This is a genomic window from Nitrosospira sp. Nsp2, assembly GCF_003050965.1.
Classification (GTDB): domain Bacteria; phylum Pseudomonadota; class Gammaproteobacteria; order Burkholderiales; family Nitrosomonadaceae; genus Nitrosospira.
Window position 1 is genome coordinate 746,088 of record NZ_QAOU01000001.1, and the last position, 23,367, is coordinate 769,454.

Genomic DNA, 23,367 nt, shown 5'->3' on the forward strand with positions numbered 1-23,367 from the left:
ACTCACAAAAGTCACCATTTGGAGGCGAGATAACTCGCTGTGACGCGCGTAACAGGATGGCTGGGCGGTGTAGGGGGAGAGATACGTTTTTTTCTTCCTGCGTGAAGCATGGGTTCTCAGCATCAGATCGTTTGTCCTCGAAGTCGGTGTTATGTGGCCGAATAGGAAGATAAACGGCGGTGTCGTCTTCGACCTCGGCACTCGCACGGATCTGACCCAAGTTGAATGCGTCCATCCCGAGTCCGTATGCTACAGAGACACGGTGAAATTGGTCAGGACGGAGTGAAGGTGCCTTCAGATGGTTTGGAAGTGGTAGACGAAGACGCGCAAGCGCTACGCCAGCCGAGGTTGATCGTGCCTGCGTCGCTGCCCGAAGAGAACAACGTTCTCCTCAACCCCAACATCCCGAATTCCCCAAGGTCACGACAGTCTGGCTGTGCCGGTATAGCGGGATTCGCAACTTTTCATCGCCCATAATTCACGCCACTAAAATGGAATGGCAGTAACACTCATTTCTCCCAGCAAACGGATAACAGCCCAGATACGGAATCCCTGTCTGGCATGGGTGCATGAGCTCCACTATCAGAATCGACAAATTGCTGTGGCTGGATTGGTTGGCGCTCTCTGCACGCAAAGAAGTGATTCTCCGATCATGATCACGGCGCAAGGCAATTTCATGTTGAAGCTAAGATTGTTTGAAATCAAAGAATGGACTCAGCTAACACCGCCTAACCCACCGCCTAACCCACCGCCTCATTACCAGAGGAAGTGAAGCATATAAATATACAGCCCCGAACAAACGGCTGAGACCGGAGCGCACGATGCTAGCGGCGAGGATGTTTAAATTCATCGAAAATTCGTAGCATTTCTCAGGAGAGATGTCGTAATGATATTTCATCCTTTTTTCTTGACTAACCCTAGTCCTAAAGGGGGGTGGAAACGCGGATGGAGAATCTCAAAGTGTCTGTTCGCAGGAGAGCAGTAACCCTTAGGTGCTACATGCAGAAGGGCAGAAACGGGTTACAGTAGAGTATGAGGCTTTAACCCCATTGCTTATGGTTGTGCGTACTTTATATGGATGATAAAGATGGATTTTTCTTCTCTTCCTCTCTCGTTACATCCCGAATCCGAGCGCTTCCGGTTGCTCGTGGCCAGCGTAACCGATTATGCGCTCTACATGCTAAGTCCGGAGGGTTTTGTGGTCAGTTGGAACGCGGGTGCCGAGCGGTTCAAGGGCTACACGGCCGACGAGATTATCGGGCAACATTTCTCACGGTTTTATATCGAAGAAGATCAGTCCACCAATCTTCCCGCCAGAGCGCTGCAAACGGCGCTTAGCCAGGGCAGGTTCGAGGACGAAGGCTGGCGGCTGCGCAAGGATGGCAGACGGTTCTGGGCCAGCGTGGTCATTGATCCGATTTGGGACGATGAGCGTGCTTTGGTTGGTTTTGCTAAAATCACCCGCGACATCACTGAACGCAAGGAGGCAGCGGAGGCCCTGCATGCCACTGAAGAGCAGTTCCGCCTCCTGGTCCAGAGCGTAACGGACTACGCCATTTACATGCTATCGCCAGACGGCGTTATCACCAACTGGAATGCCGGCGCGGTGCGTATCAAGGGCTACCAGCATGCCGAAGCCGTGGGCACCAATTTCTCGCAGTTCTATACCGAAGAAGACAGGGTCGCGGGCTTGCCAATGGCCGCGTTAAAGACTGCAGCGGAAGTAGGTCGTTTTGAAGGCGAAGGCTGGCGTATACGAAAAGACGGCTCCAGGTTTTGGGCGCATGTGGTTATCGATCCGATTAAAAACGCATTAGGCGTTTTAATTGGTTATGCGAAAGTCACGCGCGATATTACCGAAAGGCGACAGGCAGCGGAGGCACTGGAGCGCGCCAAGGAAGCCTTGTTCCAATCCCAGAAACTGGAAGCGATCGGCACGCTGACCGGGGGTATTGCACATGACTTTAATAATTTGCTCAGTGTCATCATCAACGGCATTGAAATTCTAACTAAGGAAATTCCAACGCCAATTTCTGCCAAGGTTCTTGAGACGATGCGGCGTTCTGCCACTCAGGGGGCCAATTTAACGCAACAGTTATTGACGTTTGCTCGTAAACAACCCTTAAAGCAAGACAAATACAACGTAAACAGCGTAATAGGTTCTTTTGAGGCAGTACTTCGCAGAGCCAGTAAAGGTTCCATTAATTTTAGGATGCAACTGGATCCGCTTTTGCCTCTAGCAATAATCGATGTGTCGCAGTTCGAGGCCGCGTTATTAAACTTGATTATCAATGCGCGTGATGCCATGCCTGACGGCGGAATCATTACGCTGAGTACTGAGCAGGTCGAGCTTCATGAAAACGCAGTGGAGCAACTACCTGCAGGCAGATATGTGAAAGTCACCGTCAGTGACACCGGGATGGGCATGACGCCTGCGGTGGCGACTCAGGCAGTAGAGCCTTTCTTTACGACGAAAGAGGTCGGCAAAGGGACGGGCATGGGCTTGAGCCAAGTGTACGGTACGATCAAGCAATTCGGTGGGGGCTTGAAAATTGAGACAGCAGTTGGCAAGGGTACCGCTATTTCATTATTCGTCCCCGCGCAGGAAGGGGACGCAAATGAAGGACGGGAGGATTCGACAACCGGCAATGAAACAGCGTTGGTCGTGGACGATCAGCCGGAGGTTCTGGACATGACCCTCCAGCTGTTTCGCAACATGGGTTATAAGGTGCTATCCGCCAATAACGGTGAGGACGCGCTCACCATCCTCGAAAGGATGCCGAATGTCGATGTACTGTTTAGCGATGTGGTCATGCCAGGAATAAGTGGCATTGAACTTGCCAGAAAAGCACGCGGCCTTATTCCCAATATAAAAATCATCCTGGCTTCAGGCTATCATGGCCGTTCTTTGACGACAGAAAATGCTGACGCCGAAGACTATAAATTTATAAAGAAACCTTACCATTTGTCGGAAATAGCCAAGATTCTTCGAATGGCGAGCTAGCGGGAACGCAGTCTGGCTGTTTTTTATCTCGCTAGCCAAGAAAAGCGCGATCAGAAATGTTCTACCCTTCAGTAGTAGCCTGAGCTGCCAGAATGGGTGATGTAAACAGCTGAATAAATGACAAACACTGAATTCAACACGCTTCCGACCCGCGGTTTCGCCCGATAAAATGCCTCATCAGCAGCAGCGATGAGAGTAGAGGGGTCTTCACGCCCGCTCCCGCTGATTACGACCCCCAAGCTCGAGATCACGGCGATTTTCCCAGAAGACCAGTCCATAGCTCCTTCACCGAAAGAGCACTTCCGCGTGCGGCAATTTGTCACATGCGGCAATATGCCACATTGATTTATACCCCCTATGGGTATATCGTGAGATTCATCTCCTGCTAGCGGCGCATAGAAACGGTTCTTCAGGAGTTATCTCGATTGTCTTCTTAAAGAATTTTCTTTCAAACCGAAATTGGAATTTTTCATGGAGAATTTAAATGACTACAGGGTGCGTCACTACGTTTCTCTTCAGCGCTGCGTTGGCGAGCATGTCTCTCCTTGCAAGCGCCCATACCGAAGAATTTTTTGATTCCAGACCGTCGCCGCACGGCGGTCAAATGCGCATGACCGGGCCTTATCACTTGGAGCTCGTTTCCAGGGATAATGAGATCGTGGTGTATGTGATGGATCATGCCGATAGCGAGCTCAGCGTCAACGGTGGCTCAGGCAAGGCAATTATTCAAAGCAGCAAGACCAGGACTAAAACCTCGGTGAAACTGGAACAGGCGGGTGACAACATTCTCAAGGGGAGCGGAGATTTTTCCATCACGCCGGAGACCGTCATTACCGTATTCGTTACGCTACCCGAACAGGAAGCGTACGCTGCCAGCTTTACCCCTCTTAAGCTCAAGGCCAAACTCTCCAATAAAGCCAAGGTTACCAAACGGCAAGTAGATAGTAGTGAAGGACATTCTCACCATATGCAGCATTAAGTGTCGCAAGGCGGGACGTGGCCTAGGATGAGCTGCGTTCCGCTTGGGCGCATCAACAAGAAATACGCGGTTAAAAAGAACCTGCCCCCACCCACTTGACAAGGGACTTGAGGATAAGCAAACCCCGGCCGGGCTCCTAACCGGTTTTGAGAAGGAATCGAAAAACTAAAGTTAATGTCAGAAAGATTTCGCGAAATAATGGGCCTAAGCATAAGCAGGCCGATAGCACGCGGCTCCAGCACCTGGAGCCGGTGTTGGCAGGACGCGAATGGCTAGCCGGGACCTTCTCCGTCGCCGACATACTCATGGCGGATGTGCTGCGCCTTGTCCATCGGTTCGACGGCTGGCGGGACATCCCGCCTGTCGTGACTATGTCGCCCGCGCTACGGCCCGTCCGTCTTTCGTGAAGGCACACGCAGACCAGATGGCGCATTTTGCTGCGGCAGACTGAGCAACAACAGTATCCGCTTTATTGACGGTGCTCGCCGGAACCTTCGTGCCGCTCTTTCGGTGGACCAGCCCCCATTCCCTCCCCTTCACTGTCGCCTCGCGCACTGAGTACTGGCTGTTTGCATACAACTCGAATAGTTTCGAGATGATTGGCGCGACGATCGGATCAATGTCTACTGTGCGTTGGCGCACCGATAACATCGATATATCGGCGTGATTGTTTATGTGTCTAGCATGTTCTGGATTGTGTGCTGGATTGGATTGCCAAAGCAGAACCATTAAATGAACTATTCTTCCGTTAACATTTTTTGTTCAATAACGAGAATGGAAATCACATTAGATCAAACAGATGAAGTGCTACGTAAGGCGAAAGCGAAGGCGCAGGAAATCGGTGTTGCCGTAAATATCGCCCTTTTGGATACTGGCGGGCATCTCAAATCACTTCAACGGATGGATGATGCCTTTATAGGCTCCATTGATATTGCCATCCGGAAGGCGAAAACAGCCATGCTTTTTCGTATGCCTTCTGAACAATTGGGCGAATTTCTTAAGCCGGAAGTAGCAGCCTATGGCCTCGAATATACAAATGGCGGCCTTGTAGGCTTTGCCGGTGGCTTGCCGATCAAGCAGAACGGTGAAATTGTTGGCTATATAGGAGTCTCCGGCGGCGCAATTTCCCAGGATGCTGCAATCGCTACTGCGGGCAGCGTAATCTAAGATCGAAATTAAACCCACCAAATTATGGAAAACAAAACAATTCTGATTACCGGAGCCGGTTCCGGATTCCGTGAAGGAACAGCCATAGGATTGGCACAATCAGGGTATCAAGTTATAGCCGGGGTACAAATTTCTCCCCAGGTAACGTCACTCCGCAATAAGGCCAAGGAGTTGGGATTGGAAGGTAACCTTCGTGTTGAAAAGCTCGATATCCTTGATCACTTTGATGTCGAATATGCGTTAACCTGGGATATCGACATCTTGTTTAGCAACGCGGGCAAGGGTGAAGCCGGCCCGGTGTTTGAAATCCCAATTGAATTAGTTCGCAGCAATTTTGAAACCAATGTATTTGCCCCACTAGACCTTGCCCAAAAATTCATTGCCAAATGGATCAATGAAAAAAGAGGAGGTAAAGTGGTCTTCACTTCTTCCATGGGCGGATTATTTACGCCTCCTGGATTTGGCATTTATGTTGCCACCAAACATGCATTGGAAGCGATTGCTGAAGCTATGTTGGATGAGCTAAAAAAATATAACATTAAAATTCAGACTATTAATCCTGGTGCATATCTGACCGGATATAACGAAACAATGTCTGACAATGCTTTCCGCTGGCTGGATGATAGTAAAAACTTTACTAAACGTGATGAAATGAAGGCAACTTTCGCATCATTATTAGACAAACCGGAAGGCAGGCTGGATCCCAAGGAAATGATCGACGCAATGATCAAAATTGTTCCTTCCGACACCGGAAAATTCCGCAATGTTGTTCCCAAATTTGTTGAAGATATGATCAAGGAACATCAGATAAAAGCCTGGGATGTTGAAATATAACATTCATTTGTAAATCCTATGGCAGTGGCCGGATAGAACCGAAAAATGCAGATCGGGTTCATAAATTCTTTCCCGACCGGATCGGTAGGCTCGCTTTACTCAGATCGGAGAGAAGCCATGTCTATGGAGAATCGATACTTCACATCCGACTTCACCAGTCTTTCGTAGGCTTCGTTGACCTTCTGAATCGGGATCACTTCAACATCGGCAGTAATGTTGTGCGTGCCGCAGAAGTCGAGCATTTCCTGGGTTTCCGGAATACCGCCGATGTGCGAGCCGGAGAGGCTGCGTCGGCGCGCGATGAGGCCGAAGGCGACGACACTGAGGGGATTTGAAGGAAGGCCAACAATAGTGAGGTTGCCGTCGAGGCTAAGCAGGTTGATATAGGCGTTAATGTCATGTTCGGCGGAGACCGCGTCGAGGATAAAGTCAAAGCTGCCAGCATGCTTCTTCATCTCGTCCGCATTGCGAGAGATCACGACTTCATCGGCCCCGAGCCGGAGGGCGTCTTCCTTCTTGTGGGGCGACGTGGTGAAGACGACAACGTGGGCTCCGAGCGCATGTGCAATCTTCACGGCCATGTGGCCCAGGCCGCCGAGACCGACGACGCCAACTTTCTTACCCTTTGTGACGCCCCAGTGGCGCATGGGCGAGTATGTCGTGATCCCAGCGCAGAGGAGTGGCGCCGCCCCCGCGAGATCGAGATTGGACGGGACGCGCAGCACGAAATGCTCGTCGACGACAATGCTGTCGGAGTAGCCGCCGTAAGTCCTGCCACCCAGATACCTGTCGGGAGAGTTAAAGGTAAACCTCAGGTTTGGGCAGAAGTTCTCAAGGCCTGCTTTGCACTGGGGGCAGGTGCGGTCAGAATCAACCAGGCACCCGACCGCTACGAGGTCGCCGGTCTTGTATTTAGTGACGGCGGAGCCGGTTGCAGTGACACGGCCCACGATCTCATGGCCAGGAACAATCGGGTAAACAGTCGGCATGAACTCGCTCCACTCGTTGCGGACGGAATGAAGATCGGAGTGGCAGATACCGCAGAAAAGAATTTCGATCTGCACGTCATGTTCGGTTGGGTCGCGCCGCGCAATTGTCGTTCCGGCAAGGGGGGAGGTCGCACTGGCGGCGGCGTAAGCTTTTGAGTTGTGCATGGCTTTATGCTCCTGTTAAGTTGCACATAAGGCTTGAAGCGCGGCAAAAAAGTATTTTTGGTTTCTTATCTCTTCCCTTCTTAATCTTTATCAACACCGTTAATTTCAACGAAGTGATGATGTGTCTTGTTTTTCATTTTATTCTACCCTCCCATAAGAAGTGAATTTCAAGGCTGGCAGTAGCGCTACGAAGCTATAATTTTTTATAGACTCAAAACGCCGAATAGCAAAGAAAAACGACTCCTTCGTGATAAAGGCGGTTCTCCTTGAGATATTAGGGCAAAAAAGAGTCGCATGAGCTAAGAGCCCTGGTACGGATAATCCCCTTCTGAAGCCAGTACCGGTAAATTGCCGGACGAGGACTGATTCATTGCATGCCGGTTTTTCGGTAAAGAGGATTTTTATCCTACGCTTCTATAACTGATTGCAGAGGTCTTCACGCCGTGAAAAGCCAGGTGGCGAGCTTCCGATTAGCGCTAAGGTCGAGGCGCTGATGGGTGGCTCGGTCCACCATCAACGGTAGCTATGCTGGATACACCCGTGTACGGGCATCGAACGTTACTTTAATTGAGTCTGACCTATCATGGGCCGAGTTGGCCGCGGCAAAATGGCCGTCGTCCTCGCCTGACCCTTTCACGTATTTTATCAGCCGTTGAATTATCGAATAGTCTGTTATTCATAAGATAACGTTATGCTCCGCCCGTGGAGACGCTACTTATGGGGATGAACGATGAGTCTCTGCACTGCTTCCGCATCCGATGAGTCCGCGATCCTGGCCGCGCCAGCCGATGCGCCATGCGCCGAGCAGGTTCGCCCCATGGTGCTGGCGGCGACAATACTCGCTTCCGGTATGGTCTTCATTGACGGCACAGTCGTCAATGTTGCCCTGCCAGCGCTGCAGCACGAATTCGGCGCAAGCGCAGCACAGGTCCAGTGGGTCATCGAATCATATGCGCTGTTTCTGGCGGCCCTGCTGTTGGCAGGAGGCAGCGCTGGCGACCGGTACGGCCGGCGCCGAGTATTTCTGGCCGGCGTCATGCTGTTTGCCGCGGCATCTGTATGGTGTGGCATGGCAGCCAGCATGCAACAGCTCATCTGCGCCAGGGCCATGCAGGGCGTGGGTGGAGCACTGCTGGTTCCCGGCAGCCTTGCGCTCATCAGCGCCTCGTTCCCGACGGATGTTCGCGGCAAAGCCATCGGCACCTGGTCCGGCTATACCGCGATCACCGCCGCGCTGGGACCAGTGACAGGCGGCTTTCTGATAGAGCAGTGGTCGTGGCGCGCCGCCTTTCTAGTCAATATCCCGCTGGCGCTGGCGGTGCTGTTCCTCACTTTGCGCTACGTGCCTGAAAGCCGGGGCAGGGAAAAGGGGCCCCTGGACTGGCTGGGCGCCGCATTGGCAAGCATCAGTCTTGGCTCGCTGGTATTCGCTCTTATCCTGTCCTCTACCGCCGGCTGGCTCAATTTGCGGGTTGCCGGTTCCCTTTTACTGGCTGCCGTCGCTTCGGTAATTTTTGTGCTGCAGGAGCGTCGGCATCCGGCGCCCTTGCTTTCGCTGGAGCTTTTCCGTTCGCACGACTTTTCCGGTGCCAACTTGCTCACTCTGCTTCTATATGCCGCCCTGGGTGGGAGTTTGTATTTTCTGCCGCTCAACCTGATACAGGTGCAGGGCTATACTGCCGTGGAGGCGGGCGCCGCCTTGCTGCCCTTCATACTCACCATGTTCCTGTTGTCGCGCTGGGCAGGCGCGCTGGTGGACCGTTACGGCGCGAAGAAACCGTTGATGATCGGTCCGGCTATTGCTGCGCTGGGGTTTGGCCTATTCGCATTGCCAGCGACCGGTGGAAGCTATTGGCTTACGTTCTTCCCGGCTGTGATGGTTCTGGGCCTGGGCATGGCGATTAGCGTGGCGCCGCTCACGACCACTGTGATGAATGCCCTGGACAGCAGCCAGGCCGGCGCTGCGTCCGGCATAAACAATGCCGTCTCGCGGCTTGCTGCGCTGCTGGCGATTGCGCTGTTTGGCATCGTGATGAGCGTGGCCTTCCGGCATGCGCTAGTTGATCTCGAACACAAAGTGTCGCCTGTGGTGAGCAGGGAAGTCTTTGCGCATTGGGACAAGCTGGCCGGGATCGATGTGCCGGCCGCAGCGACCCGGGACGAGCAAATTACTGTAAAGGCCGATGTCGGTGATGCTTTCGTCTATGGATTTCGTTGGGTCATGCTTTTGTCGGCCGTGCTGGCGCTGGCAAGTTCCTATAGCGCATGGCGGCTCATAGGGCAGCGTGGTCAACGCCGACCGGAGCAGTTTTATAGCGAATAGCCATCGGCCCGGACTGCACTGATTCACATGGTAGACACGATATCAACCATGGGCCCTTGTGCTTCATGCTTGCCGGGGAAAGGAAGGGCCCGCATCCGGCCAGGAGCGGTCTTTCTGGACTGGTCTTGAGGCTCAATACCGGACATTCGAGCGCTAATGAGTCATCGTGGAATGCCAGCAACGCCGAGCTACACGCTGTAAGGCAGACCGATCATGCCGGATTTGAGCAGTTTCGGCTCAAGAAAGGTCAGCGCATGTCGCTCCCTTACGTCCTTGAACTGCGCCTTCCGTACCCTCAGACAAGGGGTGCAACGACAAGCCGGAACACATCGATCGAACCTGTGTTCGATGTCTACATAGATACGGCATGGACGGCCGCAGCGCAGTCTGCCAGCAGATTTGCGGGGCCACGAATAGGGGATGTTAAACGACAAGGTGCCATGTGAAATTGGCATTTTGCGATTTATAACGAGTTAGACTTATAAGGAGAAATACGATGGCAGCGGTCAAACAAAAGATCGTTCCGCACCTGTGGTTCGATAGAGAAGCAAAAGAAGCGGCACACTTCTATTGCTCGGTCTTTCCCGATTCAGGAATCACGAGTATGAATACGCTGCACGACACGCCGTCGGGTGACTGCGATGTTGTTTCGTTTACTCTTTCCGGCCAGCCGTTTATGGCTATCAGCGCTGGACCTTTATTCAGATTCAATGAGTCCATTTCCTTCATGGTCTATTGTGAGGCACAAGAAGAAATAGACTACTACTGGGAAAAGCTTTCTGCTGTTCCGGAGGCCGAACAGTGCGGCTGGCTCAAGGACAAGTATGGTCTCTCATGGCAGATCGTACCCATTGTCATGGACAAAATGATGCAGGATCAGGATCCTGCCAGATTGGCCCGAGTTACCCAGGCATTTCTCAAAATGAAGAAATTTAATCTTGATGCGCTGCAACGGGCATATGATGGGAATAAGCGAGAAAAGCGAAATCGTGGCTATCAGCTGGTTCGGCGGACGGCACTTCGCGTCGCCGCTGAGCCGGAGCGTTAGGTGGCGCTGTCAAGTTTGCGCCAAGAGGATGGCGATTTCCTAAAGGCTCGTTCGACTACGTGGCTCTAAAACGCGTCCTGGTGAAACCACAGCCGCTATCGACCACCAACCGACAGGGGAAACGATGATGAAAGCTGTCAATATCTACCTTAACTTTGCAGGCAACACCGAAGAGGCATTCAACTTCTACAAATCCGTCTTTGGCGGCGAGTTTATGGGCGGCATCATGCGCTTCAGGGACTTTCCGCCAACGGAGGGCATGGAGGATATGCCGCCATTAAAGGAGGAGGAAAAGGACCTTGTCGGGCACGTCGCCCTGCCTCTGACAGAACGAGTCACGTTGATGGGAACGGACATCACTTCAAACATGTCGGAGAAGCTAATCGTTGGCAATAATATCCAGATCACTCTTGAGGCCGATAGCGCTGCCGAGGCGGAATCGCTTTTTGGTAAGTTATCCGAGGGCGGCAGGGTTGTGATGCCGTTGAGCGAGATGTTCTGGGCAGAGAAATACGGCGCGTGCGCGGACAAATTCGGCATACACTGGCAGATCAACTACACCGGCGACAAGGTTCCGGGGTCATGAGCCTAGCCCTTGGCACAGGTGGAAGCATGTTTGGTCTGGGTTGACTCATCCGGGTGATCACGACCCCAAGCCCTGATCCCATGCTCGAGCGATGTCCGAATCGGTATCGATGATAAGGGGCTCAACATAGAGGATGACTCGCCCTCCTTTCTCATGCACCGCTCTGATCGCTTCCTTGAAATCCTCTTCTGTCCCGAGATCCTTTGAATCCTTGCCACAACCTGATGAAATATTTTTGCCCATTCTGAAGCCATCCGATCCGCAAAAACAGCTATGGGTGGTACCGCTTACGGTTTGAGTTGCTAACCAGGTGAGAAGCTTATTCAGCCAGCCAAGTTTGGCTACGCGTTGCCAAGTCAGCGATGCCGATGACCATGCAAAAGAACGGGCGGGAACGAAAACGAGCTGCACACGACTCATCAGTTAACTCGCTGCAAGAGTCCGTTATGCTCCGTGGTCTACTGGCATAGCTTCATGCGATGCAAGCCAGGCATGCACCTCGGCGACCACTGCGGCGCCTTCACCCACCGCGGCGGCAACACGTTTGGTTGAGTTGGCACGTGCATCGCCGATCGCGAATACACCTGGTATGGAAGTTTCGAGCTGTAGCGGTTGACGGCCCTTTTTCGAGTTCGCCGACCCAGCATATTCGTCCAGCGATAAGTCGAAGCCGGTACAGACGAATCCCTTATCATTTAACTTTACGCCGCAATTGGCGAGCCAATCGGTGTTCGGATCGGCACCAACGAACAGAAAAATGCGCCGGGTTGATTTCGTCTCCATGCTGCCGTCTGGGCGATGGCGCCAATGAACGGCGCTCACTCCTTCTTCGCAGCCTTCGATTGCAACAATCTCGGATTCCGTATGTAAGGTAACGTTCGCCAGCGCCCCGATGCGGTCGATGAGATATTTCGACATGTTTTTTGTCAGATCGGCTCCTCGAATCAAGTGATGCACGTGCGCCGCGTGGCTCGCCAGGAATACTATGGCCTGGCCGGCCGAATTGCCGCCGCCGACCAGCACCACCTCTTCCTGTCCGCATAGCGAGGCCTCGATCGGCGAAGCCCAGTAATAGACGCCGCGACCTTCGTATTTCTCAAGTTCGGGTATGGCGGGACGCCGATATTTTGCACCGGTGGCGATAATCATAGTTTTTGCAGAAACCCGTACGCCGCAATCAAGTTGGAGCGCGTAGGGAAAGCCAGAGCAATCGAGCGCCGTTACTTCGACGGGGACCACCATTTCGGCACCGAATTTCTGCGCCTGAACATAAGCGCGCCCCGCCAGCGCTTGACCGGAGATACCGGTGGGGAAACCGAGGTAATTTTCGATCCTCGCACTTGCACCCGCCTGGCCGCCGAATGCATGAGTGTCGAGCACCAATACGGAAAGCCCTTCCGATGCAGCATATACCGCAGCAGCAAGACCGGCGGGCCCAGCGCCAACGATCGCAACGTCGTAGACACGGTCTGCGCTTAGATCTATATACAAACCGAGGCGACGCGCGAGCTCCCTTTCGGTGGGGCATTTAAGGACCGTTCCATCGGGACAAACAACCAGGGGCACTTCATTTGGCCGCGGTTGGTGTAGCCTCATCACATCTTCTGCAACGTTATCCAGTGCCGGATTCAGCACCACATAGGGATGACCGTTCCTTGAAAGAAATTCCTGCAATCGCACCATGCCCGCACCGTCCGGAGAGCCAATCAGTAGCGGGCCGCCTCCTCCGATTTCGATCAGTCCTACACGTCGCAAAATCAGGGCCCTCATAATGCGCTCTCCGAGCTCAGCCTCGGCCACGACCACTGCGCGCAACGAGGGAGGGTCTATCACCAACGCTTCGACCACCTCCAGGGCGCGCCCATAGGCAAGGGGAGGACGACCCGAAAGCTGGCCCACTTCGCCCGTGAAGTTGCCCGGTCCGCTTTCAATTATGGGAATCTCGATGCCGAAGCCATCTTTGCGCGTGGTCAGAATGCGTCCACGCAGCAAAACGAACATGCCAGTCCCGGGCCTGTTGGGTTCGAATAATAGTTCACCCGGTTGCCAGGTGTGCACTGTGCCAAAACGCCGTAACCGGGTAACCTCTGCGGGGGCGAGCTTGGGAAACATCTGCTCTCGGCGCGACTCCAGGTCTGGCGGCAATGGAAAGTTTGCCGCGTTGGGTGGAACATCGTCCACTTGACCAGACGCTGGCGAGAGCGAACTGTCAGGGACTTTTTTCATCGTAGCTTGGGATCCCCGAAAGCAACCGATGAAGTGTGGAGGTGTACGGTCGGGCTGCCGGTGAAATCGAGCCTCTCTTCTTCGATGTAGCACCGGTCGCGCGGGTCTGGTGTGCTATCACAGCAACCGACGTGACCACACTGGCGGCCCACGCGGAAGTGTACACATGAGTCTCCGGTCTTAAGACAATCCTCACAGCCATTCGCGGAAGGTATGACGTCGCGAATGCTGTCGAGATGCGTACAAACCATACAACTCCCAGGCTCAATATGTTTAAATCCATCAAACCGTGCATTTCGTGAGGACGATAGCGAAATTCGCTTGACCATGATTTGCGCCTTTTGAAAAACCACGAACCGCTAGTTTTACTGTGTCATCAGAAGCATTATAGGCATCTTCAACTCCCCTTGTTTGAACGATTGTAGTCATAGCCCTTTACAGCCTCACGTCCTCGTTTATGCGTTTAGCTGCCCCGTCCGCGTTCCATAAGATAGCCACGCCGAGGATCGCCGATGCTATTGAGGCGGCAAACACCGCGATCTTAGCCACGGCAAAATCGGTCTCTGTCGGGAATGCCTGGCTGGCGATAAACAGCGACATGGTGAAGCCGATCCCTGCCAGTGCGCCGGCTCCGATTAATTGCCGCCACGAATATTCGTCGGGCTTGGTGGCGATTCCGAGCCGGACAGCGAGGACCGATGCCGACACCAGCCCTAGAGGCTTGCCAATCACCAATCCGAAGAAAACCGCAAGCATGAGAGGTTCGTGGCCGACGAGTGCGTCCGCCGCAACCGCGACTCCGGCATTGGCCAAGGCGAACAGCGGCAGCACAACGTAGCTGGACGGGGCACCAGCTTTTCGCAGCAGGCGATCAGCCGGCGATTCCAGGCGGTCGTGGATTGCGTCGAGCGCTCGCATAGCCGGAAGAGAAGGACCGTGCCGCAAGACCTCGCCGCTACGTCGTGCCTCGGTAGTGAGGATTGCATCCGCCTGGGTCATCAATGCCGTCAGATTCGGGGGGGGCCTCGTCGGAATGAATAGCGCCAGGATCACGCCCGCCATGGTGGCGTGAAGTCCGCTTGCGAGCACACAGGCCCAGAGCAGGACGCCCAGAAGCACGTAGGGCGTGACACTATAGATGCGGGAACGGTTGAGCAGAGCCAGAGCCAGAGCCGCAACAATGGCCATGGCGCCTGCGAAATAGCCGAAGTTCATCGTGCCAGAGTAAAAGATCGCCACCACGATGATCGCGCCAATATCATCCACGATTGCCGCCGCCGTCAGGAAGATGCGCAGCTCGGCCGGCACGCGGTTTCCCATCATCACGATCAGCGCGACGGCGAACGCGGTGTCGGTCGCCATTGGAACGCCCCACCCGTGCGACCAGGCTCCCGCGGGAGTCAGCAGCATATAAAGGATCGCCGGCACCACCATGCCGCCCACAGCTGCTGCAACCGGGAGGGCTCCCGATCGTATACTCGCGAGGCGGCCCACTGTAAATTCGCGCTTGATTTCCAGTCCCACGACCAAAAAGAAGATCGTGAGCAGACCATCATTGATCCAGTGGAGTAAGGACATCCTGAACTCGGCGGTACCGAGTGAAACGCCCAGATACAGCTCCCACAGCGCCACGAAGTGGGTGCCGAGGCCGGAATTTGTAAAAGCCACAGCAAGAATTGTCGCCAGTAGGAGCAGGACGCCCGCCGAAGGCGCCCAGTCGGCAAAGTCGAGCGCTACGCCCCGCAATCGGTGGGCGGGCGCACCGAGCATTGCATCAGCGAAAGAGCTCTCATCCCAGGGGTCATCATAGCGCCGACCATTGATAAAGAATGTCGGCGTGACCAAGGCGTGGCTGACTTGGGCGCTCTTTACGTCGGACTGGACGCGCGCCTTGGCACGCTCATCGGTCTCCGTGGCTTCACCAGGATCTGGTAGCGGCATTTCCAGATCTCGGGCAACCGCAATCAGATCCTCCTCTGTCAACGTCTCCGAACGCGTCATCAACGCGATATGAGCGTCCCAGAAGCTGTTGGTGTCTTTTGCATGCTCCACTAACTCGGCAGCCCTAAGAGCAATATCGCTTCCTGTTAGAGGGTAATGCCGGAATACATAACGAAGGCGGTCACCCAGTTGATCACGAACCTGCGCGATTCTCTCATTCGCTGCCCGGCAATGCGGGCACGCGTAGCTTCCGTACTCTACCAGCGTTATTTCAGCGTTCGCTGGACCGAGCGTGTGGTCGTAGTCGTTATCGACCGGACGATCGAGCTTGCTGCTTAGTTTCATCTGCGACACTGAATGGCCTCATCCTATGAACAATATGCCCAATCACTTCGTCTTTGGCTGAGTAGCTGATGTAAATATTATAGATAATAGCTCCGGGAAACCTGAGGCTATAGGTGCTCAATATCATTCGAGGCCAGGGAGAGCTGATAATCATGAGTCTCCGGTTTACCGCAAAACTCCGTCCCTCTATCCGTTAGGATGCGGATCAGGGCAGATGGCCTGTTCTGCGAAGAAAGGTGGCACCTGATCATTTAGCAGACTAGCTGCACTAAGGGGGGGCTGGTCGTATAGAGCTTGGGCTGCAGCCCCCTTGGAATAGGTATCAACTAACGTTTGCTGATAGACACGCCCGACACTCTTGATCTTCCCACTTAATAGGCGTCCTGACCGTGAGCTTTGCCGGAAGACATGATGATTTGCTTGAACGATTCCGATCGCCCATTTTAGGGCCATTTCGGTCGATGGGCCTTCATTGGGGCTTACGGGTTTCATCTGCCTCAACCAGCTATAGGTTGGTCACTTCTAAAAATAATGATCAGTTGTCTGCTAGCGAACAGATGCAACCTCTTCAATTCTTCATTATCCCTGCCACTGCGCTACTGTGGTGACTACAAGGTGCTAAATAATGAATTCTGATCAATCCAAGCTTAAGAAGAACCTACGAAGAACGTTCGGCTTGCAATCGTTAAGGCCCGGACAGGAGCAGGTTATCCAGAACGTATTGGATGGACGCGATACCCTGGTAATCATGCCGACCGGTGGAGGCAAATCTCTGTGCTATCAACTACCGGCCCTTAGTCTGCCCGGGATTACACTTGTCGTCTCCCCTCTAATTTCTTTGATGAAGGACCAGGTGGAGAAACTTGAGGAGATTGGAGTGGAGGCCGGTCAGGTTAATAGCTCTCTGAGTGTGCAGGAAGAGACGGAAGCATTACAGAATATCTCCGAAGCCCAAAGCGACATCGTATATGTAACGCCGGAACGCCTTGCTGATCCGGAATTCATAGCGAGGCTGCAGAGCCTCACCGTCAGCCTTTTCGTCGTGGATGAAGCTCATTGCATTTCACAGTGGGGTCATGACTTTCGCCCCGCCTATCTTGAACTAGGCAATGCCATCAGGGCGTTGGGAAATCCACCCATACTTGCCTTAACCGCGACGGCCACGCCAGAGGTGATGGATGATATAACGAAGCAATTGGGACGCAGATCGGTTGAGCTCATAAATACCGGTGTCTATAGATCGAACCTCCACTTCAAGGTGATACATACCACCAACGCCGAGGAGAAAATCGATGAGCTCAAGAAGTTGATCCGGACGACCGATGGCAGCGGAATTATCTATGCAGCCACGGTAAAAGCGGTGGAAGATCTTGCCGCATCACTTCGTGAAGTGGAGCCAACCGTTACCCTCTATCATGGCCGCCTGCCAAAAAAGAATCGCAGCGAAAATCAAGACTATTTCATGCAAGGCGAAAGCCGGATTATCGTAGCCACCAACGCTTTTGGGATGGGTATTGACAAGCCGGACATTCGGTTTGTGGTGCATTTTCAAATACCAGGAAATCTGGGTGCGTATTATCAAGAATGCGGTCGTGCGGGCCGCGATGGAAAGGATGCGATATGTACGCTCCTTTATGACCTAAACGATAAACGAATCCAGCAATTCTTTTTAGCGCGCCACTATCCAACCTTTGAGGAATTGAAGGGTGTCTACAGGGGTATCACGGAGCTGTTGGAGCATCACAGTGTTGTTGAGCTAAGCCAGATACAGGAGAGGTTTAGTCAGTTTTCCAAGAGAAAACTGCAAATATTGCTGAAGCTATTACAGGATCGCGGAATAATCGTTCGCAATAAAAACCTAGGCTATCGCCTCGGGAAAAAAGAGAATCCTTCGGAGAAAATTCTCGAGGTCGCAAACACGGCACATGAGAAAGATGTCCACCACCGCAAGGCACTGGAAGACATGGTTTTCTATGCCCAAGCGGGAGCTTGCCGATGGAAGGTATTGCTTAAATATTTTGAGGAAGAGTCGGCCTGGGAGCATTGTAAACACTGCGACAATTGCCTGGAACCTCCGGAGCAAGCGCTGGAACTTGCTCCGCCTGATCAATGCACAAACCTTCATGAAGAACAAGCAAAGGCTCCCTCTCAAGAAGAACTCGCCATCGGGGTTAGCGTTTCGGTTCCAAAGAGAGGGCAAGGTCAGGTTATTGGCTGTACTGCCGATATGGTCACGATAGCTTTCCCCGAAGGGGAAGAGGGGACTTATCTTAGAGATCACGTCGAAGTTGCAGGAAGCTCATCTCAGGAAAACGTTACGGCTTGATCCCATATAACCCGGAACTGCTCAATAATGCAGCATGTTTCGCCAGAGAGTTGCAGAGGAAGCCAAAAGTCGCTCTGGCGAAAGCCATAGCCGGTGGGTGAGAAATTCCATTGCAATACTACATCCGCACTCACACAGTTGAACCTCGGCTTAATACCAGGAGCAGTTGAAGATACAATGAGGGCGTTAAAAGATCTAGTGATCTTCTATGAATCTGCAATACGTACAACTTTGCGCAGAGGCCAAAGAATGAAGATGTCTGCACATAGCTGAAAAACAAAAACCCCCAGCCCTTCCGGCTGGAGGTTTCTCTTGGTACTGCGTTCCATGCAACTAAAGGATAGCTGCTGGCTACGGGTTTATGCACTGCCCGAGTGATAAGACCTATTTCCTAACGCACTGAAGCGTGCCATCACTAATATTACACCGAGACCCTTCGAGGTCATCTGTCTTCACTAGCGGTGAAGCAGCACCTGGCCGCAATCCGCTTGGTGTCCGACTAGCTGTTGATCGCTCACGTCCTTGCATGAACCCTGCCTGTGCGGTACACGGACCGAAGCAGTGGGTTAGAAAAGGTAAAACTGCTGTTCTCGGCACGGACGCAAGGAGTGAAACGATCAGGCAACCGTGGCGCGCAAGGTTTTTGCCGCCGCGACGAGGTTGGTCAGCGCCGGGATCACTTCGCTCCACTGGCGGGTCTTCAGGCCGCAGTCCGGATTAACCCACAGGCGCTCGGCGGGAATGCGCTCGGCCGCTTTTTTAATCAGCTCGACGATGTGCTGCTCACTTGGGATATTGGGCGAATGGATGTCATAGACACCAGGGCCGATCTCGTTCGGATATTTGAAGTTGTCGAAAGCGTCTAGCAGCTCCATGTCGGAACGTGAGGTTTCCATCGTGATCACATCGGCATCCATGTTAGCAATCGACGCGATGATGTCGTTGAACTCCGAATAGCACATGTGGGTGTGGATCTGAGTCTCGTCTTCCACGCCGTTGGCAGTGATGCGGAACGATTCGACGGCCCAGTCGAGGTACTCCTTCCACTGCGACTTTCGTAGCGGAAGGCCTTCGCGCAGGGCGGCTTCGTCGATCTGGATCACGCGCACGCCTGCTTTTTCCAAGTCCAGCACTTCCTCGCGGATCGCTAGCGCAAGCTGGTAGCAGGACACTGAGCGCGGCTGGTCGTCGCGCACAAAGGACCAGTTCAAAATTGTGACCGGACCGGTCAGCATGCCCTTCATGGGTTTGTCGGTGAGGGATTGGGCGTACTTGATCCACTCGACCGTCATGGCCTTGGGGCGGCTGATGTCGCCGAACAGGATGGGCGGCTTCACGCAGCGCGAGCCGTAGGACTGCACCCAGCCGAACTGGCTGAAAGCGTAACCATTAAGCTGCTCGCCGAAGTATTCGACCATGTCGTTGCGCTCGGCCTCGCCGTGCACGAACACGTCCAGTCCCAGCGCTTCCTGCTCGCGCACGCTGCGGGCGATTTCCGCTTGCATCGCTGTCTTGTAAGCTGCCTCGTTAATCTCGCCGGCCTTGAACTGGCTGCGTGCCTGGCGGATTTCCGTTGTCTGCGGGAAGGAGCCGATGGTGGTGGTGGGGAATTTTGGCAGTTTCAGCAGCGCGGACTGCCTGGCGGCGCGCTGGGCATAGCCGTTCTTGCGTTCGCCGAGTTTGCCGTCGATTTTGGCGATGGCCGTCTTGACTGCGGGGTTGTTGACCCGGGGCGAGTTGCGACGCGCTGCGATGGCGGCCCGGTTAACTTCCAGCTCGGTCTGGACCGCGGCGCGTCCCTGATTGAGGGCGGTAGCGAGCACGCGCAATTCATCGAGCTTCTGCTTCGCGAAAGCGAGCCAGGACTTTACCTCGCCGTCGAGCTTTTGCTCGCTGTCCAGATCGACCGGCACGTGCAGCAGCGAGCACGACGGTGCGATCCACAGACGCTCGCCCAGGCGCTCGTGCAGTGGCTGCAGCCAGTCGAGCGCGGCGTTCAAGTCGGTCTTCCAGATGTTGCGGCCGTTAATCACGCCCAGCGAAAGGACCTTATAGGAGGGCAGCAGGTCGAGCAGACTCTGCACTTCGCTGCCGGCATTGATCGCATCGATGTGCAGACCAGCCACCGGCAGGTTGGCGGCCAGAGGCAGGTTCCCCTGCAGGGCGCCGAAGTAGGTGGCCAGCAAAAGCTTCACGCGGCAAGATTTGAGGTGGTGGTACGCCAGGTTGAAGGCTCGCGTCCAAGCGGCATCGAGCTCGGTAACAAGCACAGGTTCGTCGATCTGCACCCACTCAGCGCCTGCGGCGGCCAGCCTCTCTAGCAGTTCGACGTAGACGGGGAGCAACCGCTCCAACAGGGCCAGCTTGTCAGAATCATCCTTGGCTTTGCCCAACCACAAGTAAGTAACCGGACCGACGATCACCGGCTTGGCCTTGACGCCCTGCGCCTTGGCTTCCGCCAGTTGTTCCAGTAGCCGCGAAGGATCCAGCTTGAACTCGGTAGCGGCGCTGAACTCTGGAACGATGTAGTGATAATTGGTATCGAACCATTTGGTCATTTCGCCGGCTGCGACACCGCCGCAGCAGTGGGCATGTTCATCCGCCGACTGGGCCGAACGGCCGCGCGCCACACGGAAGTAGTTGTCCAGGGCATCCCCGTGAAAGCCGCGTACGCGCTCCGGAAGGTTGCCAAGCGTGAAACTCATGTCCAACACCTGATCGTAGAAGGCAAAGTCGCCAACCGGCACCAGATCCAATGCTGCCTGGTCCTGCCAGTGCCGGCGGCGGAGTTCGGTACCCAAGGTCTTCAATTCGTCACGGGAGGATTGTGCTTTCCAATAAGATTCGAGGGCGAATTTCAATTCGCGCTTGGCGCCAATGCGCGGAAAACCGAGGTTGTGCGTGAGTGTCATGATGCTTAGCCTTGAGTGAGTGGAAAACAGCGCCATTCTAGGCCGCATAATTCATGAATAAAAATGGTATTATTTCATCCATTAATTAACCTTGCTCATACATGATGATACGGCATGACCATACTTGAACGCGACCACCTTGAAATCGTTCGCGCGGTCGAGCAACACGGCTCGTTAACCGCCGCAGCGAAAAAACTGCATCTCACGCAATCCGCGTTGAGCCATGCCGTGCGCAAGCTGGAGGACCAGCTCGGCGTAGCCATCTGGCATCGCGAGGGCCGCAGTCTGCGCTCCACACAGGCAGGAGAATATCTGCTTGCGGTGGCCAACCGGCTAGTGCCACAACTCTTGCATGCGGAAGAGCGCCTCGTACAGTTTGCGAAGGGCGAACGCGGCACGTTGCGTATCGGTATGGAATGCCACCCCTGCTATCAGTGGCTGCTCAAGCTCGTGTCGCCCTACCTCGCCGCCTGGCCGGCAGTGGATGTGGATGTCAAGCAAAAATTTCAGTTTGGTGGCCTCGGTGCCCTGTTCGGCTATGAAATCGATATCCTGGTGACACCCGATCCACTCTACAGGACCGGCCTGCATTTCGAGCCCGTGTTCGACTACGAGCAGGTGCTGGGCGTCGGCCCACAGCACCCGCTGCGTCATGCAGCATTCGTACAAGCAGAGCAACTTGCCGACGAGACGCTGATCACCTATCCTGTCGCTATCGAGCGTCTTGATATCTATACGCAGTTCCTGATGCCCGCCGGGATCAGCCCGAAACGGCACAAACCCATCGAGACTACTGACATTATGTTGCAAATGGTCGCAAGCGGCCGCGGCGTAGCTGCACTGCCGCGCTGGCTGGTCGAGGAATATGCGGACAAGCTTGACATTGCGCCGGTTAAGCTGGGCCGACAGGGCATTGCCAAGCAGATCTTCCTGGGCATCCGCAATAGCGATGCCGATATCGACTACCTGCGCGCTTTCGTCGAACTGGCGCGCGCGCACCGTAATCAGCCAAGGTGAACGACATGCACGACAAACCAGACTTTATGCGTAATCCCCTGCCATTGCCAAATGGCCACGACAAAGTGCTGCTGCATTCCTGTTGCGCGCCGTGCAGCGGCGAAGTGATGGAAGCAATGCTTGCCTCCGGCGTTGATCTCACCATTTTCTTCTATAATCCAAATATCCATCCACTGAAGGAATACGAACTGCGCAAGGACGAGAACATCCGTTTTGCCCAACAGTTTGGCGTGCCCTTTATCGACGCCGACTACGATCGCGACAATTGGTTCGCGCGCGCCAAGGGCATGGAAAACGAACCGGAGCGGGGCATCCGCTGCACCATGTGCTTCGACATGCGCTTCGAGCGCACCGCGCTGTACGCGCACGAACACGACTTTCCGGTCATTACCAGCTCGCTCGGCATCTCTCGGTGGAAGAACATGCAGCAAATCAACGACTGCGGGCACCGCGCCGCCGGACGCTATCCGGGCCTGCTGTACTGGGACTACAACTGGCGAAAGGGCGGCGGTTCGGCACGCATGATCGAGATCAGCAAGCGCGAGAATTTCTACCAGCAGGAGTACTGCGGTTGCGCTTATTCGCTGCGTGACACCAACAACCATCGCGTCGCAATGGGGCGGGAACGCATCAAGCCAGGCATACTGTACTATGGACAGGAAATCGGCACTCCGGCGACCCCTGCCACAGCCGAACCCGAGGCCAAGGCAATGCCTGGGGGCGACGATAATTGCTGATTGCGTGCCGATGCCACGCTGGATAGCTGGAGCCCAGACCGTGCGGAATCGCGGGCTTTTTGTTGTTCGTACCTGAGCAAATTCCGCACTCGGCGACTTCCCTCGATTCATCTGCCCTTCCGTTTATATATTCTGCAGCTGAGACTAAGTTAACATCCTTGCATGCCATTCCGGATTGCAAACGCTGCTTCAAAAACATTGCGTACGGTCGCGCTTCTTGAAGCGTTCAAAGGCGCGGTGGTATTGCTAGCAGGTTTTGGCGTGCTGTCCTTGGCTCATCACGACGCTCAGCGGGTTGCCGAACAGTTGGTAGCGCACTCCCACCTGAACCCGGCTTCCCGGTATCCGCGTATCTTCCTTGATTTGGCTGGGCAGATAACGGAGCCGCAGATACCCCTGATTGCAGCGGGTGCGGGGCTATATGTCTTTGTCCGGTTTATCGAGGCATATGGTCTCTGGCATTACCAGAAGTGGGCCCAGTGGGTTTCGGCGGCAAGCGGAGCGATTTATGTGCCTTTTGAGCTTCTGGAGCTGCGCGAACATGTTACCTGGCTAGGTCTCGCCGCACTGGCACTAAACGTGCTGGTAGTTATTTTTATGCTTCATTTTGTGCTCCACGGGAAGGAGATAGTGAAATAGAGCCTGCCGTAGCAGTGAATCCATGTTTTACGTTACAGACTTGAGACCAGTAGGAAAAAAAGCCCTCGGTTAAGGGGGAGAAAACGGGCCTCCGCTTCTTCGACATCACCCGAAACGCTGTAAGCGGAA

19 protein-coding genes and 1 pseudogene are annotated in these 23,367 nt (G+C 54.2%); 12 read left to right on the forward strand and 8 right to left on the reverse strand.

Translation table 11 applies throughout. From position 1 onward, the window contains the following. The first annotated feature begins 1,087 nt into the window (after positions 1–1,087). Positions 1,088–3,004, forward strand: a complete 1,917-nt coding sequence (locus tag C8R31_RS03370; RefSeq protein ID WP_107692626.1) for a PAS domain-containing sensor histidine kinase — start codon at positions 1,088–1,090, stop codon at positions 3,002–3,004. 68 nt (positions 3,005–3,072) lie between these two features. Here C8R31_RS03370 and C8R31_RS03375 read toward each other — a convergent pair whose 3' ends face one another. Then, a complete protein-coding gene (locus C8R31_RS03375; protein WP_107692627.1) occupies positions 3,073–3,282 on the reverse strand; it encodes a hypothetical protein in 210 nt (69 codons plus the stop codon). 206 nt (positions 3,283–3,488) lie between these two features. Between C8R31_RS03375 and C8R31_RS03380 the strand changes: the two genes are divergently transcribed. Further along, positions 3,489–3,983 (forward strand): hypothetical protein, encoded by a 495-nt coding sequence (locus tag C8R31_RS03380; RefSeq protein ID WP_107692628.1) that lies wholly within the window; start codon positions 3,489–3,491, stop codon positions 3,981–3,983. A gap of 251 nt (positions 3,984–4,234) precedes the next feature. After that, positions 4,235–4,390, forward strand: a complete 156-nt coding sequence (locus tag C8R31_RS16715; RefSeq protein ID WP_375136104.1) for a hypothetical protein — start codon at positions 4,235–4,237, stop codon at positions 4,388–4,390. On the opposite strand, the gene C8R31_RS15965 is transcribed toward C8R31_RS16715, so the two are convergent. Then, positions 4,353–4,625, reverse strand: coding sequence for a hypothetical protein (locus tag C8R31_RS15965; protein WP_181320375.1), 273 nt, complete (start codon positions 4,623–4,625; stop codon positions 4,353–4,355). The two genes, C8R31_RS16715 and C8R31_RS15965, sit on opposite strands and share 38 nt — an antisense overlap. A 90-nt stretch (positions 4,626–4,715) precedes the next feature. On the opposite strand from C8R31_RS15965, the gene C8R31_RS03390 reads away from it, so the two are divergent. Together C8R31_RS03390 and C8R31_RS03395 are read left to right on the forward strand one after the other, a co-directional pair. Further along, a complete protein-coding gene (locus tag C8R31_RS03390; RefSeq protein WP_219907433.1) occupies positions 4,716–5,150 on the forward strand; it encodes a heme-binding protein in 435 nt (144 codons plus the stop codon). A 24-nt stretch (positions 5,151–5,174) separates the two neighbouring features. Further along, positions 5,175–5,984, forward strand: a complete 810-nt coding sequence (locus C8R31_RS03395) for an SDR family oxidoreductase (protein WP_107692629.1) — start codon at positions 5,175–5,177, stop codon at positions 5,982–5,984. 95 nt (positions 5,985–6,079) lie between these two features. On the opposite strand, the gene C8R31_RS03400 is transcribed toward C8R31_RS03395, so the two are convergent. Continuing rightward, complete coding sequence (locus tag C8R31_RS03400) at positions 6,080–7,138, reverse strand: NAD(P)-dependent alcohol dehydrogenase (RefSeq protein ID WP_107692630.1); 1,059 nt, start codon at positions 7,136–7,138, stop codon at positions 6,080–6,082. A gap of 730 nt (positions 7,139–7,868) precedes the next feature. Here C8R31_RS03400 and C8R31_RS03410 point away from each other — a divergent pair. From C8R31_RS03410 to C8R31_RS03425, 3 genes are all read left to right on the forward strand, one after another. Further along, positions 7,869–9,461 carry a DHA2 family efflux MFS transporter permease subunit gene (locus C8R31_RS03410; RefSeq protein WP_107692631.1) on the forward strand — a complete coding sequence of 531 codons (1,593 nt, stop codon included), beginning with the start codon at positions 7,869–7,871 and terminating at the stop codon, positions 9,459–9,461. 496 nt (positions 9,462–9,957) lie between these two features. Next, complete coding sequence (locus C8R31_RS03420) at positions 9,958–10,509, forward strand: VOC family protein (RefSeq protein ID WP_107692633.1); 552 nt, start codon at positions 9,958–9,960, stop codon at positions 10,507–10,509. 124 nt (positions 10,510–10,633) lie between these two features. Then, positions 10,634–11,095: a VOC family protein gene (locus C8R31_RS03425; protein ID WP_258192511.1), complete on the forward strand. Its 462-nt coding sequence runs from the start codon at positions 10,634–10,636 to the stop codon at positions 11,093–11,095. Between the two features lie 57 nt (positions 11,096–11,152). Here C8R31_RS03425 and C8R31_RS15970 read toward each other — a convergent pair whose 3' ends face one another. The 4 genes and pseudogenes from C8R31_RS15970 to C8R31_RS16420 all read right to left on the reverse strand — a co-directional run. Continuing rightward, complete coding sequence (locus C8R31_RS15970; protein WP_181320377.1) at positions 11,153–11,338, reverse strand: hypothetical protein; 186 nt, start codon at positions 11,336–11,338, stop codon at positions 11,153–11,155. A gap of 201 nt (positions 11,339–11,539) precedes the next feature. Continuing rightward, complete coding sequence (locus tag C8R31_RS03435) at positions 11,540–13,321, reverse strand: cyclic nucleotide-binding domain-containing thioredoxin-disulfide reductase (protein WP_107692636.1); 1,782 nt, start codon at positions 13,319–13,321, stop codon at positions 11,540–11,542. 435 nt (positions 13,322–13,756) lie between these two features. After that, positions 13,757–15,607, reverse strand: a complete 1,851-nt coding sequence (gene nhaA / locus C8R31_RS03445) for a Na+/H+ antiporter NhaA (RefSeq protein WP_107692638.1) — start codon at positions 15,605–15,607, stop codon at positions 13,757–13,759. A 113-nt stretch (positions 15,608–15,720) separates the two neighbouring features. Next, positions 15,721–15,976 (reverse strand): annotated as a pseudogene (locus C8R31_RS16420) (IS481 family transposase); the annotation flags it as partial. A 256-nt stretch (positions 15,977–16,232) separates the two neighbouring features. Between C8R31_RS16420 and C8R31_RS03455 the strand changes: the two are divergent. Next, positions 16,233–17,933 carry an ATP-dependent DNA helicase RecQ gene (locus C8R31_RS03455; RefSeq protein WP_107692639.1) on the forward strand — a complete coding sequence of 567 codons (1,701 nt, stop codon included), beginning with the start codon at positions 16,233–16,235 and terminating at the stop codon, positions 17,931–17,933. Positions 17,934–18,550: 617 nt separating this feature from the next. Here the strand turns inward: C8R31_RS03455 and metE are convergent. Next, positions 18,551–20,845 (reverse strand): 5-methyltetrahydropteroyltriglutamate--homocysteine S-methyltransferase, encoded by a 2,295-nt coding sequence (metE, locus tag C8R31_RS03460; protein WP_107692640.1) that lies wholly within the window; start codon positions 20,843–20,845, stop codon positions 18,551–18,553. A gap of 120 nt (positions 20,846–20,965) precedes the next feature. On the opposite strand from metE, the gene C8R31_RS03465 reads away from it, so the two are divergent. From C8R31_RS03465 to C8R31_RS03475, 3 genes are all read left to right on the forward strand, one after another. Further along, a complete protein-coding gene (locus tag C8R31_RS03465) occupies positions 20,966–21,862 on the forward strand; it encodes a LysR family transcriptional regulator (protein WP_219907444.1) in 897 nt (298 codons plus the stop codon). Between the two features lie 5 nt (positions 21,863–21,867). Then, positions 21,868–22,599 carry an epoxyqueuosine reductase QueH gene (locus tag C8R31_RS03470; RefSeq protein ID WP_107692642.1) on the forward strand — a complete coding sequence of 244 codons (732 nt, stop codon included), beginning with the start codon at positions 21,868–21,870 and terminating at the stop codon, positions 22,597–22,599. Positions 22,600–22,761: 162 nt separating this feature from the next. Further along, entirely contained in the window at positions 22,762–23,238 is a 477-nt protein-coding gene (locus C8R31_RS03475; protein WP_107692643.1) for a DUF2127 domain-containing protein, read from the forward strand. Positions 23,239–23,367: the final 129 nt, after the last annotated feature.

Bases quoted from the DNA above. Each gene is read 5' to 3' on its own strand.
- C8R31_RS03370 (WP_107692626.1), top strand. From the start codon at position 1,088: ATGGATTTTTCTTCTCTTCCTCTCTCGTTACATCCCGAATCCGAGCGC.
- C8R31_RS03375 (WP_107692627.1), bottom strand. From the start codon at position 3,282: ATGGACTGGTCTTCTGGGAAAATCGCCGTGATCTCGAGCTTGGGGGTC.
- C8R31_RS03380 (WP_107692628.1), top strand. From the start codon at position 3,489: ATGACTACAGGGTGCGTCACTACGTTTCTCTTCAGCGCTGCGTTGGCG.
- C8R31_RS03390 (WP_219907433.1), top strand. From the start codon at position 4,716: ATGAACTATTCTTCCGTTAACATTTTTTGTTCAATAACGAGAATGGAA.
- C8R31_RS03395 (WP_107692629.1), top strand. From the start codon at position 5,175: ATGGAAAACAAAACAATTCTGATTACCGGAGCCGGTTCCGGATTCCGT.
- C8R31_RS03400 (WP_107692630.1), bottom strand. From the start codon at position 7,138: ATGCACAACTCAAAAGCTTACGCCGCCGCCAGTGCGACCTCCCCCCTT.
- C8R31_RS03410 (WP_107692631.1), top strand. From the start codon at position 7,869: ATGAGTCTCTGCACTGCTTCCGCATCCGATGAGTCCGCGATCCTGGCC.
- C8R31_RS03420 (WP_107692633.1), top strand. From the start codon at position 9,958: ATGGCAGCGGTCAAACAAAAGATCGTTCCGCACCTGTGGTTCGATAGA.
- C8R31_RS03425 (WP_258192511.1), top strand. From the start codon at position 10,634: ATGATGAAAGCTGTCAATATCTACCTTAACTTTGCAGGCAACACCGAA.
- C8R31_RS15970 (WP_181320377.1), bottom strand. From the start codon at position 11,338: ATGGGCAAAAATATTTCATCAGGTTGTGGCAAGGATTCAAAGGATCTC.
- C8R31_RS03435 (WP_107692636.1), bottom strand. From the start codon at position 13,321: ATGAAAAAAGTCCCTGACAGTTCGCTCTCGCCAGCGTCTGGTCAAGTG.
- nhaA (WP_107692638.1), bottom strand. From the start codon at position 15,607: ATGAAACTAAGCAGCAAGCTCGATCGTCCGGTCGATAACGACTACGAC.
- C8R31_RS03455 (WP_107692639.1), top strand. From the start codon at position 16,233: ATGAATTCTGATCAATCCAAGCTTAAGAAGAACCTACGAAGAACGTTC.
- metE (WP_107692640.1), bottom strand. From the start codon at position 20,845: ATGACACTCACGCACAACCTCGGTTTTCCGCGCATTGGCGCCAAGCGC.
- C8R31_RS03470 (WP_107692642.1), top strand. From the start codon at position 21,868: ATGCACGACAAACCAGACTTTATGCGTAATCCCCTGCCATTGCCAAAT.
- C8R31_RS03475 (WP_107692643.1), top strand. From the start codon at position 22,762: ATGCCATTCCGGATTGCAAACGCTGCTTCAAAAACATTGCGTACGGTC.